This window comes from Acinetobacter sp. AOR43_HL (genome assembly GCF_027854635.1).
Taxonomy (GTDB): domain Bacteria; phylum Pseudomonadota; class Gammaproteobacteria; order Pseudomonadales; family Moraxellaceae; genus Acinetobacter; species Acinetobacter pittii.
The window spans coordinates 136,154-150,533 of record NZ_JAKTHX010000037.1; the positions used below are offsets into that span (position 1 = coordinate 136,154).

Below are 14,380 nucleotides of genomic sequence, written 5' to 3' on the forward strand. Positions count from 1 at the left end.
TTATTAAGATTTGAGTGCAGCTTTTAACTCGTAGAGTTGTTCAAGCGCCTGACGAGGCGATAAATTATCGACTTCAATTTGCTTAAGCAAATCTAGAGCAGGGGATGAAACTTCGATCTCGACAACTTTCTCTATGATTTGTGAACCAGAGTTTGCATCTGGTGGAGCAAACAAATCATTTTGAAAACTGGTTTGTAGATGTTGTTGCTGCTGTTTTTCTAAAATGCGCAAACGTTTCTGCGCTTCTTTAATAACATTGGCAGGAATACCCGCTAATTTTGCGACCTGTAAACCATGACTTTGGCTTGCAGGGCCTTGCTGAACTTTATGTAATAAAATCAGATTGCCGTTCAGCTCTTGCGCCGTGACATGATAGTTATCAATTCCTGCTTCACTACCAAGTTCGGTCAATTCAAAATAATGAGTCGCGAATAAACATAAACATTTTACGCGCTTGGTTAAGTCGACCACACATGCCCATGCTAAAGATAAACCGTCATAAGTACTGGTTCCGCGGCCAACCTCATCCATTAATACCAACGACTGGTTGGTGGCATGGTGAAGAATTTGCGAAGTTTCTGTCATCTCGACCATAAAGGTAGATTTGCCTGTAGATAAATCATCGGCTGAGCCAATACGGGTAAAAATTCGGTCAATTGGGCCAAGTTTGACCGCTTTAGCCGGAACATAGCTACCGCAATAAGCAAGTAAACTGATTAATGCCGTTTGGCGCATGAAGGTTGATTTACCGCCCATGTTTGGACCAGTAATAATTGCCATGCGGTGCTGAGCATCAAGGAAAGTATCATTTGGGGTAAATGGTGCTTTATTTAATGCTTCAACGACAGGATGACGACCAGCCTGAATTTTAATGCCCGTTTCCGGAGTAAATTCAGGACGCGCCCAATTGTTTAAACGTGCTTGATGAGCAAAGTTTGCAATGACATCAATTTGAGCAATTGCTGAACTCATCATTTGTAGGTGAGCGATATTTTCGCGAAGGTTTTCAAGCAAAGCTTCGAATAATGCTTTTTCACGAGAGAGTGCACGTGACTCACTCGACAGGACCTTATCTTCAAAACTCTTAAGTTCAGGGGTAATGTAGCGTTCAGCATTCTTTAAAGTTTGACGACGGATATAGTCGGCTGGCGCCTGTTCTGCTTGAGCACGAGTGAGTTCGATGTAGTAACCACTTACACGGTTATAACCAATTTTAAGGGTATTAATGCCTGTACGTTCACGCTCTTTAATTTCTAGATCAATTAAGAATTGACCTGCATGATCACGAATTTGGCGTAATTCATCAAGCTCTGCATCATATCCTTCTGCAATTACATTGCCATCACGAAGTAATACTGGTGGGTTTTCAACAATAGCTGCCATCAAATGTTGATGAAGCGCTTTGAAGTCTCCAAGCTCTTCATCTAGTTGAACTAATAACTTAGATTTCTTCGCTTGAATGACTGGAGTTAACGCCGTTCTTAAAGCTGGAATTTGTGCACATGCATGACGAAGTTGCACCAAATCACGTGGTCGCGCACTGCCTAGAGCAACGCGGCTAAGCACACGTTCAATATCACCAATTTCTTTAAGCACTAAACGAACTGGGTTTTCGTGATATCCCTGAATGAGTTGCTCAATCGCATCTAAACGAGCATCAAGCAATGCAGTATCACGCATAGGTTGCATGAGTGTGCGGCTTAATAGACGGCCACCCATCGCAGTTTGGCAATCATTTACCAGTTGAAATAATGATGTTCCGTGTTCAAATAATGGCTCGATAATTTCTAAGTTGCGACGTGTAATTGGGTCGAGCGCAATAAAGTCGGTACTTTGTTCAAGTTGGATTGAACGAATATGCGGTAATGCAGTTTTTTGGGTTTCTTTTGCATAGTGAATAAGTGCAGCGGCAGCAGCTTTGGCTAAAGGTAATGGGTCTAAACCAAAACCTGAAAGTGTTGATACCGTAAACTGATCACATAAGGTTTTTTGTGCATTATTTAGGTTGAAGTCTACATTTGGACGTTTAGTAACAGGGCAATCTAAATGCTTTTTAATTTGTTCGATAATATTGGTGTCGACCAAATCTTCATCAATCAAGATCTCACTTGGCATTAAACGCGCAAGTTCAATAGGCAATTGTTCTGGCTTGTAATCTTGTTGTTGAACTTTAAAAATGCCTGCACTCAAGTCGAGTAAAGCAAAACCAATCTGGTTTTGATGAATGCACAATGAAACGAGATTAGATGATTGATAACTGCTGAGTAATGCATCATCAGTTAATGTACCCGGGGTCAGAATACGAACAACTTTACGTTCAACAGGGCCTTTACCTGTTACTTCTCCAACTTGTTCGCAAATGGCTACCGTGCGCCCAGCTTTAACAAGTCGCGCCAAATAACCTTCTGCCGAGTGATAGGGAACACCCGCCATTGGAATAGGTCGGCCACTGGCTTTGCCACGATGGGTTAATGTGATGCCTAAAAGTTTGGCTGCTAAATGAGCATCTTCAAAGAAGAGTTCATAAAAGTCACCCATACGGTAGAACAGCAACGCATGTTGATAGTCCGTTTTAACTTTGAGATATTGCTGCATCATAGGTGTGTGAGAAGATAAGTCAGCCATGATTTCAGCGCTATTCATGCGTATTAAACCCTTAAAAAATCAGTAATATTTTACGTTTGGTCATCTAACCAATTTCAAGTCTTTTAAAAATGAATGTCATTCAAGAAAAGAACACAACTGGATGAACTTTGAAAATTGGCATCCATAGTATAAAGCGAATTGGAGTCACTCCAGATGTGTAATGGTAACAAATTTGAGTTATTGAAAAAAAGAGTAGTGAAACCTTGAAATATAAGACCAATAAGTTGACTTCAAATTGTGGCTTAAGTGGTCTGAGGTCAAGTTTTTTTAAAGATACTTAAGCAATATGGTTTGCGTAACTTCAAACAAATACTGAAATATGTCGAATCAGAGTATGAATTGCCTACGTCAGTCATTGTCTTGTGCAAAAGTATGCTGAATATAAATAGAGGAGTCATTCATGGGTACGCGTTCAACCATTATGGATACCAATAGCTTTCGTCCAGAACATGCTGCTGAGCTGGATCATGCTACCCGAAAACTGACAGATAAAAGAAATAAAATTTTAGGTGAATCCTATCGCTTGTTTTATCGTAATCCCGTGCATCTGGTGAAAGGTCAGGGGCAATATTTATGGGATGCAGCAGGTCATCAATATCTGGATGTTTACAACAATGTTGCCAGCATTGGTCATTGTCATCCTGCGGTCATTGAAGCGGTAAATGAGCAAATGAAAATGCTCAATACCCATACCCGTTATTTACATGAAAATATTTTGGATTATACCGAAGAACTCTTACATACCACTCCTGATGAAATTGACCGTGCCATGTATATGTGTACAGGTTCGGAAGCGAATGATTTAGCGATTCGTATTGCCCGTGAATATAGCGGCGGTACAGGAATTATTGTGTCTCAAGAAGCCTATCATGGGACCAGTAGTTTAACCTCAGGATGCTCTCCAGCACTGGGAACTGAACAACCTTTAGATGATACAACTCGCTTAGTTCCAGCACCTGATTATTATCGGATTCAAACTGATGATTTAGGTGAATGGTTCGCACAGCAGATTCAACAGCAAATTGACGATATGAACGCAAAAGGTATTAAGTTTGCAGGTTTTTTAGCGGACTCAATATTTTCTTCTGATGGGGTCATGCCTAATCCTGTTGGGTTCTTACAAAAAGCGGTTGATGTTGTGCATGCCAATGGCGGTATCTTTATTGCCGATGAAGTACAGCCAGGTTTCGCGCGCACTGGCGATTCTTTCTGGGGCTTTGGTCGCCACAATGTTGTACCTGATGTAATTACAACAGGTAAACCAATGGGTAACGGTGTTCCTGTATCAGGGCTTTTAGCCAAGAGTGAAGTCCTTGCTGCTTTTAGCGATAAAATTCCATATTTTAATACCTTTGGTGGTAATCCTGTTTCTATGGCAGCGGCACAGGCTGTACTTAAAGTCATTCAGGAAGAAGAATTGCAAACCCATAGCAAATATGTGGGAGGGCTACTTCTAAAAGAACTCACTAAACTTATGGATAAACATGAGATGATCGGTGATGTCCGTGGCGCTGGTTTATTTATAGGATTTGAACTAGTTAAAGATAGAGCGACAAAAGAACCAAATAAAGCATTGGCTTTGAACCTTATTGAAGAACTCAGAAATACTCATCGAGTTTTAACCTCAGTTGCAGGTCCTTATGGCAATGTATTAAAACTGCGCCCACCTTTGGCTTTCCAAATAAAAGATATCGATTGGTTAGTTGGTGCTTTGGATCAAGCCTTAACAAAATTAAAGTAAGTCACTTTAAATATAAAAAATACCCTTCAAGTTGGATGTTAAATCTAATTTGAAGGGTATTTTGTTGTTCAATTATTTTGTGGCTGTAAAAGTTATTTCGAATTACTTAAATAATAAAAAGGCCTTTATTCAAGGCCTGTATTTGCAAGGTTTTAGTGTCTTAATTGACGTGGTGTAACACCAAACCAGCGCTTAAATGCACGAGATAAAGCACTTACTTCTGAGTAACCTAACAAGAATGCCATTTCTGAAATTGGAATATTTTTTTGTTTAATATAATGCTCGGCCAACTCACAACGGACCTGATCGACTAAATGGGTAAAGGTCAGGCCTTCATTTTTTAAACGGCGGGTAAGGGTGCAACTGGTTAAACCAATATCGTGAGCGATTTTTTCAAGGTTTGGTTCACCTTCACTCAGTTCAAGTTGGATGTGAGAGCGAACCTGATCTGCAAGACTTTGGCTTTGAGAAGAGCGATTGAGTAACAGCAGCGTATCTAAAATTACTGTTAATAAAATAGAATCACGCCCCGGCATAGTATGCTGGACGTCTTTTTTTGAAATGATGATGGAATTAAAAGGTTGATCAAAATAAACAGGTGCGTTAAATAATTTGCTGTGTTCTTGCCAAAATTCAGGTCGAGTATGCTCAAAGTGAATCGCGCGTGGTGAATAATGAGGGCCCATCACTTCACGGATTACATTCATAAACATGCCCATGGTCAGTTCTGCATCTTGGCGGCGAGTTAAAATCGCGCCGTGTTGAACCTGATAATCTATGCGCCAGCTATCTCCTAAATCGACCATTCGATTGAGGGTATCTTTCTGATGCAAATAAAAATTATTGGTCATGTTCATGAGTGCAGACTCTAATGTATTTGAACAAAGACCAATGTACCCAATGAGCCCTAATGATTTCGGTTGAAACTGTTGACCATAATGTAGGCCAAAATTATCACAACCAGAAACCAGTGCCGCCTGTTCTAGCACTTTGCAATAATTGGGCAGTTGTAAGCTCAACGTTGGGCTGATTAAAAGTTCAGGATTAATACCACTAATACCTAAAACGCGATCAACATCTGCACCTTTTTGACGAATAAACTCGCTTAATCCAGAGGCAGCTGCAGACAATACACCTTGATTACACATATTTGAGTCGACAAGATGAGCTGGGTTGAGATGTAACATGTCAAGTCTCATGATATTTATTCCTAACTATTCTTATATTAAGCAAAAGCCATACCAGTTTTTGCTTACGTCCATGATTTTGTGTTGTTAAAAACTTTTATAAAATAATGACTTATGTGTTGCTGTTTTAAGTTTCAGATTTGATTCTTTAAGAAGAGATCAAGAGTTGTATTTAAGGTTGGGTGGCGAACTAAAAGAAGGCAGAAAATGCATTAGAGATAGGCAAACAGGGCAGAACTAAAACAAGAAATTAATCGGTTTCTCATGCATACAACATCTATTGTAGGCATGAGAAAATAAGTGAAATATTAATTTTTTGTAGTTTTTGCCGTTTGCGCGCCATAACTTAAACTGGCCATTGAGGGTCTAAATTGACCTGTATTGGCATCGCGGCCCTGTAGTAAGAACTTAGTATTGGCTTGACCATAGCCCTGCACAGCCTGCTGAGAAAACTTTCCAATATCAGAGCTTGGGCTGCGCAATCGGTTGATAATCAGAACTTTCTGAGTCGCCGCAAAATCTTGCATCATATTTTGATCGCCTTCACTGTCACCGGCGATAAAAATTGGCCCATAACCATATTTAGAGACTAAAAAACGCTGGATGGTTGCGGTTTTGCCTTTACCTTGTGTTTGAGCATAACCATGACGAAACTCAGGTAAAACTCGATTTTGTGCATCTCGTTCTAACTCCATCGCGTAGGCATTTTTTTCATTAATGTTATAGCCGATCTCTGGATTAGAAATAATTTCCTTAATCACATCAATAAAAGATGCCGAGCAGACATAGACATCAATGCCATTGTCCTGAAAGGCTTTAAATAGATTTTGCATTTCACGGTATGGTCTTAAACCATTTTCCCAAGTGGTTTTCACGACGCCTGCTTGGCCCGAAAGTGCTGCGGGAGAGGTCCATGTCACAGGTCCAATCGGTTGCTGCATTTGCCAAGCCACCGTTGCTTTCACCAAATTACGGACTTCTTGTTCGGTAAGCCCAGTAAATAAATAAGTGACCCACGGATATGCAACTTCATGATCAAATGTGTCTCCAATCGCCGCATATAGATATCTCATTTTAGTAATGAAATCGAGATAATGAGGATCTTGTTTAATTTGATCGAGACTTTGCTTACCTTTTAGACCGCTATAGTGGTGATAAAGCCATGAGTAGCTGGCAATAATATCTGGGGCGATTTTATCAATATTGACGGCTTGGCCTTGCTGGTTATTGTAGGCCGCTTCAAAATTTTGCGAGCTAATTCCTTTACGAATAATCTGATTAAGCTGCTCTGGCGTGACATTAAACGCTAAGTGTTCAAGCTGATAAATTAAAGTTGCTTCTTCGATGTCTAAAAATACCGAGGTATTGTCAAAGTCAGTGACAATATACGGGCGTTTGTCAGGATTGTAGTTCGGGCTATCTTTTCCATAGCTAGCAATTAATTGATTAAGTTGGTCAAAGTTAAAAGTGTCCCATTGACCTTTTTGGATATATTCCTTTTTGGGAATAGCGACTGCGGGAGATGTACTTTGTAGAGGGTTATAGTTACATGCGCTTAGAGCAATCATACTTGCCAGACTACTGGTGAGTAATAGTACTTTGGCAACTTTGCTCAGTTGATGGGTAGCTTGCATAAACCCTTCCTTTAAATTCTATAAAATTTAAAAACTAAAAATTGAAAAAGAGGAAAAGCGATCTAAATCACTTTTCAAATTCCGACAGGCATTTGTCCGTTAAGATATTTTTTACAGAGACGCACAGTTTCATTGGACCATTGATCTCCAAGACTTTGAGCCATTTCTGTTTGTGCGTGAGAACCATTCCAAGCCATCATTTGAATGCGGCGTTGCATGATAAAGGTTGGGATCATTTCATATTCTTCAGACTGAATATGACCTACGCGCTCGTAGCCTTTTAACCAGTAATCAACCCAATGAGGTGCATTTGCATAATGTTCATTGAAGCTAATTGCAGCAGCGAGGTCATGCATAAACCAGCTCATGCCGCAGTCGTCAAAGTCGATCACGCCGATACGTTCTTGTTGTAGTAATAAGTTGGTTAAACGTAAGTCGGCATGAATCAGACCATAGCGTTCCTGAGTTTTGCCAAAGAAATTTAAATCTTTCGAAATCTGTGCAATCGCTTCTTCAATTACGCCGTGATCTTGTGGTCTTAAATGAGGTGCATTTTTCCAGTTTCCCCAGTGTCCATCTGCACCAACCATAGTTTCATGGTTCCACACAATACGTTGAAAGTTTTCAGGCGCTTGCCATGTCTTACTATGTACGTGCAGCTTTGCAGTAATTTGTCCTAATTGTTCAAATGCAGTGGGGTCAACTTCAACCGTCGGCATATCGCCCTCAACCCAGTTGAAAAGGACTGCATAACGATAAATATCATTCGATAGTTTTAAAGTGATGACACGCTCACCGGATTGATCTGCAATCGCAACAGGAACTTGAATACCACTCGCATTTAAGGCATCTAACCATTCAAGCTCACTTTGTATATCCAGTTTGCTGTGGTAGTTGGGGCGGTGAATTCGAAGTGCATATCGGGCAGATCCGGTCGAAATCTGAAAGGTTGCATTTTCAGACTGACACAGCAGTTTGACCTGTCCTTGATATTCCGAGGGATATTGCTTAATTGCTTGTTCTGCCAGTATTTGTAATTGAACTTGGCTTAAAAATTCATTTTGTTCTACAGACATAACCCAACTCCTCAATTTAATTTTTAAACACGTTCTGTGTTGAGATGCCGTCGATCTTATAAAAGAAAAAATGAATCAACTTGACTTCAAGTGGTCGGGGAGATGTTTTGCTGTCAAGTTTTATGAATATCTTTTGCGCAACTATTGGTGGTGTAAATTTAGTCGATAAGGCAATACGACAATGAAAGAGTCAGAATTAAGCGTAGATGTGGGTGCTCTACAACAGGACGCAGAGTATTTTGCAAAACGTCAGTTAAAAAAGGGGGCAGTAGGTTGGTTACTTTTAGTGGGGCTAGGTGTTTCTTATGTCATTTCGGGTGACTTTGCGGGTTGGAATTTTGGACTGGCACAAGGTGGCTGGGGAGGACTCTTTATTGCAACAGTCATCGTCGCGTTTATGTATCTCTGCATGAGCTTTGTAATGTCTGAGATGTCAACGATGTTGCCTACTGCTGGCGGTGGCTATAGTTTTGCCCGCGTTGCATTTGGTCCTTTTGGAGGTTACCTCACAGGGACTGCGATTTTAATTGAATATGCAATTGCACCTGCTGCGATTGCCGTATTTATCGGTTCTTATTGCGAATCACTCTTTGGAATTGGCGGCTGGGCTGTTTATCTAATTTGTTATTTAGTTTTTATGGGTATTCATCTGAAAGGTGCAGGTGAGGCACTTAAAATCATGTTTGGAATTACCGCCGTTGCTTGTATTGCACTGGTCGTATTCATTGTTGCGATGCTTCCACATTTTGACAGTGCGCGTTTATTTGATATTCCAGTCAGTTCTCATGCAGGTGCAAGTAGCTTTTTACCGTTTGGCTATATGGGAATATGGGCCGCAGTACCGTATGCCATCTGGTTTTTTCTTGCAGTTGAAGGGGTGCCACTAGCAGCCGAAGAAGCAAAAGATCCAGTACGTTCATTGCCACGAGGCTTGATTGGTTCAATGTTGATATTGGCATCGTTTGCACTTTTAATCTTATTTTTGGGAGCAGGTGCAGCGGGTTCAAATGCTTTAAAAAATTCAGGGGCACCTTTGGTTGACGCACTCATTGCGGTATATGGTCAGCGCACATGGTTGGCAAGCTTTGTTAACTTTGTAGGTCTTGCTGGACTTGTCGCAAGTTTCTTCTCAATTATTTATGCATATTCACGTCAGATTTTTGCATTGTCACGTGCGGGATATTTGCCAAAAAATTTATCGCTCACCAATGAAAATAAAGCGCCGTATTGGGCCATTATCATTCCGGGCATTATTGGGTTTTTACTTTCTTTAACAGGTGAGGGCGACTTACTCATTTTAATGGCAGTATTCGGTGCAACAATTTCTTATGTGTTGATGATGCTTTCACATATCAAGTTGCGTTTATCTCGTCCTGAATTACCACGCCCTTATAAAACGCCTGGTGGAATGTGGACGTCTTGTATTGCCTTGATTCTTGCTGCTGTTGCTGTAGTTGCAGGTTTAATGGTAAATCCAAAAGTTTGGTTATTGGCCGCGCTGATTTATGTCGGATTTATACTCTATTACTTGTTATATAGCCGTCACCATTTAGTGAAAGGCACGCCTGAGCAAGAGTTCGCCATGATTGATGACTGAGTTTGATTGCGATAAAAAAAAGAGGCTTCGGCCTCTTTTTAAAACTTTATATTTCCGTACAAAAGAATATAAAAACAGTAAGTAACACTTACTCAAGTATCATTTTAATCTGATTGATATTTATACAATATAGTTACCAGATCACAAGGATATGAACTGATGAAATTTCTAAAATTTCTAACTTTTAGCACCATTCTTACGTTGTCCGCGCATAGTTATGCGACAGTGGGTGGTGGACAAAAAATTGAAGTATTGGGTTATCAGCAAAAAGAGAAGAAACTTTATATATTAAGACACTACGAAGATGGTCGAGGACGTTTACCACAACTATATTATTATCTATTAAATAGTAAATCGCCTGACAAACTTATTGAAGTTAAATCTCTCTATATCAATCCAAAAACACATAAGATTGATTATGATCAAGATAGTACAGCGTTTGATAAGGCTCTCAATAAAATTAAAAAAAATTTAACCCCTTTGATCGTAAGTAATAGTAAAACTGTAAAAATTCAGACCTTAAAAACTCATCAGAATCAGGTATCGGCTTGGTTTGATCCTTCAGGAAAGATCACGCAATATAAAACAGAATATGTTGTAAAATCGCCGTCATTACAAAGTAAGCCCCGTGTTGCGGTTCATTACACCAAAGCAATAAAAATTTCCCAAAATTATAGCGTGCCTAAACACAATAAGAGGTTGGTTGTCGTTAAATATCTGGGGGTCCCAGAAGAAACTGGTTACGATATTGAAGACCCTGTTTTACTACTTCCTGTGAAAAAATAAGTTTAAGAGCAAATTATTTTCTTGGTTCAAAGCGGCAGCAGTAGGGTGTCATTATCTAGATGTTCACAACAATATTGCCGGCATTGGTCATTGTCATTTTTGCGGTCATTGAAGCGCTAAATAAGCACAAGGAAATATTCATTCGTTACTTAAATTAATTCATTCAAGGTCGAGTTGGTTGTCATCTTTGGTGACTTTAATTTTTAACTTCTTATATTTCCGTTTATTGGGGTCAATTGCAGAATTTATAACTTCATCTGAAAAAGCTGAACATAACATCAATTTTGCATATGCTCGGTAACCTATCAAAATTCTACGTAGTGGATAGTCTGTTCTTGTAGAGTAATAGTCGATTCTGGAGTTCAGTTCTTGTAGCAGAGTCTGCTGTGACATTGGAATAATTTCTGTAAGAGGTGTATGCAGCATATAGTGATTTATCTACTGTAAGAAGAATTATTTTGAAAATGTTATAAATTTTAGATAAATCAACATTTATATTACATATTAAAGTATTTTAGACACGTGAAATATATATTTATTCTCTTTAAATTTAAGGAGATATGCTGCAAACATAAATTTTTGATCATCCTGTAAAGATAATAGTAACAACTCTTTTTAAAGCCACAGTGCACTATGTGTTATAGTCAATTTCGATTAATTATTGGCATTAAAATGGATATCTGTATTGGCGGTATACTTGATGGGAAAAAAAGAAAAGACGATCAAAATCATTTCAGAGTAGATAGTCATTATTCTGATCATGGCTCTGAATATAATAAAGAGCATTTTCATCTACATGGGCAGCTTCATACATTTTGGATAAGTGAAGAGATTGATTTTTGTGATGCACAAAGAAGAGTTGAATTAATATTAAATAAAAGATTAGAACTTGTTTAAATTAAAAATAAATATATGTATTAGCGTTTTTTAGATTCACTGTGGGAAATGAATAAAACGTTTTAATTAATATGACGTTAAACAAAAGCTCTATTTAATATAGAGCTTTTGAGCTATCAATTATTTTATTCCTTTTTTTCTTCATTATTATTTTCTTTAGGATTATTTTCTTCTTCAGGCGATTGTACAGGTTTTTCAGTTTTATCCTCATTAGGTTGCACATTGGAATCATTTTGGTTTTGTGTGGTTTTTTTTGAAAATTCTTTGAAATCAGACATTTTAAACTTCTTAATAATAGTAAGGAAGCTTTATGGTAGGCCTTTAATTCGCTTACATTGCGGTGATTATGAGAACTCTATGTAGAGATATGTGCCTGAAAGTGCTTAATTCTCGACATAATGTTTCTTTGAATCAAATAGACTGTTGATATATAAGTGGAAGAAAATTTTAATCAAATACAAGAGTTAACATATAGCTAGAGAGCTATTGTTTTCAATGGTTTTTTGATAATTATAATTTATTTAAATATATTATTTTAATTTCTTAATTGGAGGAAATATTTTTAATTAAAGTGGGGGATTCGATCTGTAAATATATTTATACAACATAAAGATACAGTTTTACATGCATACTCAATCAAATTAATTAAAAAATGAGGGAAATATGGATGATGAAATGAAAAAATATTTTGATGTGGCTGAAAGTGTTTACAATAATATTCACTTTAAAAATCAGTCCTCTAAGGATTTAATTGACTGTCTGAATAGACTGTTAATTGAAATTAAAAAAGAAGCAGCTATAAACAATTTACAATTAAAATATCCTGTTATTGATTTTGAAAGTTGTTTAAATAGGCCAATGAAAGAGCGTATTGTTAAAATTGATTTAAGCCTTCTCCCTAATTTTGATAATGAACATGAATTTATTCTTTGGTTGGCGGGTTTTGTGAAAAGTATTTCTGTATCTAGGAGTTATTATTTTTAAATAACGGTACGAAAATAAATATTTTTTAAATGTGTTGTATAAATATTTATTTGGCGTATACTGGATTTAACTAGAAAAATAGACTTATTAGTAAATCCTCTTTTAGTATCGTAGTTTTATTCATAATCCTTCGTTTTTTAAGATCTTAAACTCAATTTGTTATTATTTTCAAAGTTCAATGAGTCATAAAATATGGCTTTATATTATTAAAAATCAAAGGATATATTATGTCTAATACAGCAATTGGTACAGTGAAATGGTTTAATGAAACTAAAGGTTTTGGTTTTATTCAACAAGATGCAGGTCCAGATGTTTTTGCACATTTTAAAGAAATTAGTAGTTCAGGTTTTAAAACCTTATATGAAGGTCAACGTGTTAGTTTTAATATAGCTCAAGGACAAAAAGGTCCTTCTGCTATTAATATTGTTGTTCAATAATATAATTAGAAAAAAAGCACCTCAGGTGCTTTTTTTTGTTTTTTAAGTATATTAATTTCTAGATAATTTATAAATTAATTAAAGTGTTAATAATTATGATGTTAAACAAGGGTATCACATTCAGATACACTTGCATTGTATCTATATAAAGGTAAAAGGACTATGTTAACTAAGTGCTAGATAATCATCTACACAACATTAAATAGGAGAGACTCTAATGTCTCAACAAAACCAAGTTAAAAACGATCAAGACAAATCAAAAGAGCAACAACAGCAACAGCAAGACGGTAAAGAGTTTGAGCCTAAAAGTCCTGATCAGAATGCTGTAGAAAAAGTTGATCAAAATGATAAAATTGAGAAAAAATAATAATATAATAAATTTGTTTTTTCTTAAATGATGGGTTGGTAGAAAGAATAATGATTCTTTTTGCCAATTTATAAAATTAAGAGGAATGTTTTTAATATGTCTTTTATTATAATAACTTTAATTTTGTTTGTTTTTGCTTATATTTTATTTAAGGTTTTTTCTACAGTTAAACTGGAGCTCCCCGAAAGTACTCTAAAAATAGCTGGAAAAATATTTACAGAGAATAAGAACTTTTTCGAACATGAAATAATTGTAACTTTATACCAAGAAGAATTGATAACTTTAGTCGGCAATCAAAATAGTGATAGAACTAATGTCTTTAAAAATGCTGTAATATGCCTTGAAAAAGAAACAAATAAAATTGCAGTGTATATAGATACTTTAAGAGTTGGATATCTTAATAAAATAAATTCTTCCAGTTTTGTTAATTTTTTAAAAACAAAAGGTTTTAGTGAGCGAGATGCTTTTGAAGTTGATGCCGTTATAATGAGTGAAAAAATAAACCAATGGAGTGTGAAATTAGACATACCATACGATATGGAAAAGTTTAGGTTTGATAAATATTAAATTTACGATAACTATTTAATTGATATTTCTATAAAGATATATTTTGGTACATTTTTTTTAGTATTGAAAATAAAAAGAGATCATAATAATTATATTGATAATAAAAAGGAGAAAAGATATGGAACTTAGAGCTGTAAAAATGCATAAAATGTTTAGAGATTTTCATGAAGAAAAGGAACTTGGCTATATAGGGGAATATGATGAAAAACATAACCTTGTAGCAATATATAATACGTTTAAAGAAAAAATGCAGAAAATAGAAGGAACTTATCAATGGGTTTTACCTTCATCGGGTGAGGTATTTTTTGTTGAGGAAGATCCGCTCTATGTTCGTTAATTAATTTTCCCGTCTAAAAAAATCGATAATTTATAAATCAAAGTCCTCTAATGAGGACTTTTTCATATTTCACTCAAGGTATCTTTAACAATTCTAAAAGCAGGTGACATCAATCTACGGCTGG

15 protein-coding genes are annotated in these 14,380 nt (G+C 36.7%); 8 read left to right on the forward strand and 7 right to left on the reverse strand.

What is annotated here, in order from left to right:
- Positions 1-3 precede the first annotated feature (3 nt).
- Complete coding sequence (gene mutS / locus MKL33_RS19315; protein ID WP_153567549.1) at positions 4-2,643, reverse strand: DNA mismatch repair protein MutS; 2,640 nt, start codon at positions 2,641-2,643, stop codon at positions 4-6.
- 403 nt (positions 2,644-3,046) lie between these two features.
- Here mutS and MKL33_RS19320 point away from each other — a divergent pair, with 403 nt between their 5' ends.
- Positions 3,047-4,387 carry an aspartate aminotransferase family protein gene (locus MKL33_RS19320; protein ID WP_270907555.1) on the forward strand — a complete coding sequence of 447 codons (1,341 nt, stop codon included), beginning with the start codon at positions 3,047-3,049 and terminating at the stop codon, positions 4,385-4,387.
- Positions 4,388-4,539: 152 nt separating this feature from the next.
- Here the strand turns inward: MKL33_RS19320 and qhpR are convergent, their stop codons facing one another.
- The 3 genes from qhpR to MKL33_RS19335 all read right to left on the reverse strand — a co-directional run bounded on the left by qhpR (position 4,540) and on the right by MKL33_RS19335 (position 8,284).
- Positions 4,540-5,574: an AraC-like transcriptional regulator QhpR gene (qhpR, locus tag MKL33_RS19325; RefSeq protein WP_002157169.1), complete on the reverse strand. Its 1,035-nt coding sequence runs from the start codon at positions 5,572-5,574 to the stop codon at positions 4,540-4,542.
- A gap of 308 nt (positions 5,575-5,882) precedes the next feature.
- Positions 5,883-7,208, reverse strand: coding sequence for a haloacid dehalogenase-like hydrolase (locus MKL33_RS19330; protein ID WP_270907556.1), 1,326 nt, complete (start codon positions 7,206-7,208; stop codon positions 5,883-5,885).
- A 74-nt stretch (positions 7,209-7,282) separates the two neighbouring features.
- Positions 7,283-8,284, reverse strand: a complete 1,002-nt coding sequence (locus MKL33_RS19335; protein WP_270907557.1) for a phosphotransferase enzyme family protein — start codon at positions 8,282-8,284, stop codon at positions 7,283-7,285.
- A gap of 181 nt (positions 8,285-8,465) precedes the next feature.
- On the opposite strand from MKL33_RS19335, the gene eat reads away from it, so the two are divergent.
- Positions 8,466-9,881: an ethanolamine permease gene (gene eat / locus MKL33_RS19340; RefSeq protein ID WP_270907558.1), complete on the forward strand. Its 1,416-nt coding sequence runs from the start codon at positions 8,466-8,468 to the stop codon at positions 9,879-9,881.
- Positions 9,882-10,040: 159 nt separating this feature from the next.
- A complete protein-coding gene (locus MKL33_RS19345; protein ID WP_270907559.1) occupies positions 10,041-10,667 on the forward strand; it encodes a hypothetical protein in 627 nt (208 codons plus the stop codon).
- Between the two features lie 159 nt (positions 10,668-10,826).
- Here MKL33_RS19345 and MKL33_RS19350 read toward each other — a convergent pair whose 3' ends face one another.
- The 3 genes from MKL33_RS19350 to MKL33_RS19360 form a co-directional block, all read right to left on the reverse strand.
- Positions 10,827-11,060: a hypothetical protein gene (locus MKL33_RS19350; protein WP_057077489.1), complete on the reverse strand. Its 234-nt coding sequence runs from the start codon at positions 11,058-11,060 to the stop codon at positions 10,827-10,829.
- 340 nt (positions 11,061-11,400) lie between these two features.
- Positions 11,401-11,517, reverse strand: coding sequence for a hypothetical protein (locus tag MKL33_RS19355; protein ID WP_014206272.1), 117 nt, complete (start codon positions 11,515-11,517; stop codon positions 11,401-11,403).
- A gap of 172 nt (positions 11,518-11,689) precedes the next feature.
- Entirely contained in the window at positions 11,690-11,842 is a 153-nt protein-coding gene (locus tag MKL33_RS19360; protein WP_081404189.1) for a hypothetical protein, read from the reverse strand.
- A 385-nt stretch (positions 11,843-12,227) separates the two neighbouring features.
- Between MKL33_RS19360 and MKL33_RS19365 the strand changes: the two genes are divergently transcribed.
- The 5 genes from MKL33_RS19365 to MKL33_RS19385 all read left to right on the forward strand — a co-directional run bounded on the left by MKL33_RS19365 (position 12,228) and on the right by MKL33_RS19385 (position 14,256).
- Positions 12,228-12,548 carry a hypothetical protein gene (locus MKL33_RS19365; RefSeq protein WP_032038393.1) on the forward strand — a complete coding sequence of 107 codons (321 nt, stop codon included), beginning with the start codon at positions 12,228-12,230 and terminating at the stop codon, positions 12,546-12,548.
- A 227-nt stretch (positions 12,549-12,775) separates the two neighbouring features.
- Complete coding sequence (locus tag MKL33_RS19370; RefSeq protein WP_013198382.1) at positions 12,776-12,985, forward strand: cold-shock protein; 210 nt, start codon at positions 12,776-12,778, stop codon at positions 12,983-12,985.
- Between the two features lie 217 nt (positions 12,986-13,202).
- Positions 13,203-13,352 (forward strand): hypothetical protein, encoded by a 150-nt coding sequence (locus MKL33_RS19375; protein ID WP_013198381.1) that lies wholly within the window; start codon positions 13,203-13,205, stop codon positions 13,350-13,352.
- A 96-nt stretch (positions 13,353-13,448) separates the two neighbouring features.
- On the forward strand, positions 13,449-13,919 hold the full coding sequence (locus tag MKL33_RS19380) for a hypothetical protein (RefSeq protein ID WP_192836662.1): 471 nt from the start codon (positions 13,449-13,451) through the stop codon (positions 13,917-13,919).
- 148 nt (positions 13,920-14,067) lie between these two features.
- On the forward strand, positions 14,068-14,256 hold the full coding sequence (locus tag MKL33_RS19385; protein ID WP_270907595.1) for a hypothetical protein: 189 nt from the start codon (positions 14,068-14,070) through the stop codon (positions 14,254-14,256).
- Positions 14,257-14,380: the final 124 nt, after the last annotated feature.

Coding starts and splice junctions, on each gene's coding strand:
- eat (WP_270907558.1), top strand. CDS start 8,466: ATGAAAGAGTCAGAATTAAGCGTAGATGTGGGTGCTCTACAACAGGAC.
- MKL33_RS19350 (WP_057077489.1), bottom strand. CDS start 11,060: ATGTCACAGCAGACTCTGCTACAAGAACTGAACTCCAGAATCGACTAT.
- MKL33_RS19330 (WP_270907556.1), bottom strand. CDS start 7,208: ATGCAAGCTACCCATCAACTGAGCAAAGTTGCCAAAGTACTATTACTC.
- MKL33_RS19365 (WP_032038393.1), top strand. CDS start 12,228: ATGGATGATGAAATGAAAAAATATTTTGATGTGGCTGAAAGTGTTTAC.
- MKL33_RS19360 (WP_081404189.1), bottom strand. CDS start 11,842: ATGTCTGATTTCAAAGAATTTTCAAAAAAAACCACACAAAACCAAAAT.
- MKL33_RS19385 (WP_270907595.1), top strand. CDS start 14,068: ATGTTTAGAGATTTTCATGAAGAAAAGGAACTTGGCTATATAGGGGAA.
- MKL33_RS19345 (WP_270907559.1), top strand. CDS start 10,041: ATGAAATTTCTAAAATTTCTAACTTTTAGCACCATTCTTACGTTGTCC.
- mutS (WP_153567549.1), bottom strand. CDS start 2,643: ATGAATAGCGCTGAAATCATGGCTGACTTATCTTCTCACACACCTATG.
- qhpR (WP_002157169.1), bottom strand. CDS start 5,574: ATGTTACATCTCAACCCAGCTCATCTTGTCGACTCAAATATGTGTAAT.
- MKL33_RS19375 (WP_013198381.1), top strand. CDS start 13,203: ATGTCTCAACAAAACCAAGTTAAAAACGATCAAGACAAATCAAAAGAG.
- MKL33_RS19320 (WP_270907555.1), top strand. CDS start 3,047: ATGGGTACGCGTTCAACCATTATGGATACCAATAGCTTTCGTCCAGAA.
- MKL33_RS19335 (WP_270907557.1), bottom strand. CDS start 8,284: ATGTCTGTAGAACAAAATGAATTTTTAAGCCAAGTTCAATTACAAATA.
- MKL33_RS19380 (WP_192836662.1), top strand. CDS start 13,449: ATGTCTTTTATTATAATAACTTTAATTTTGTTTGTTTTTGCTTATATT.
- MKL33_RS19370 (WP_013198382.1), top strand. CDS start 12,776: ATGTCTAATACAGCAATTGGTACAGTGAAATGGTTTAATGAAACTAAA.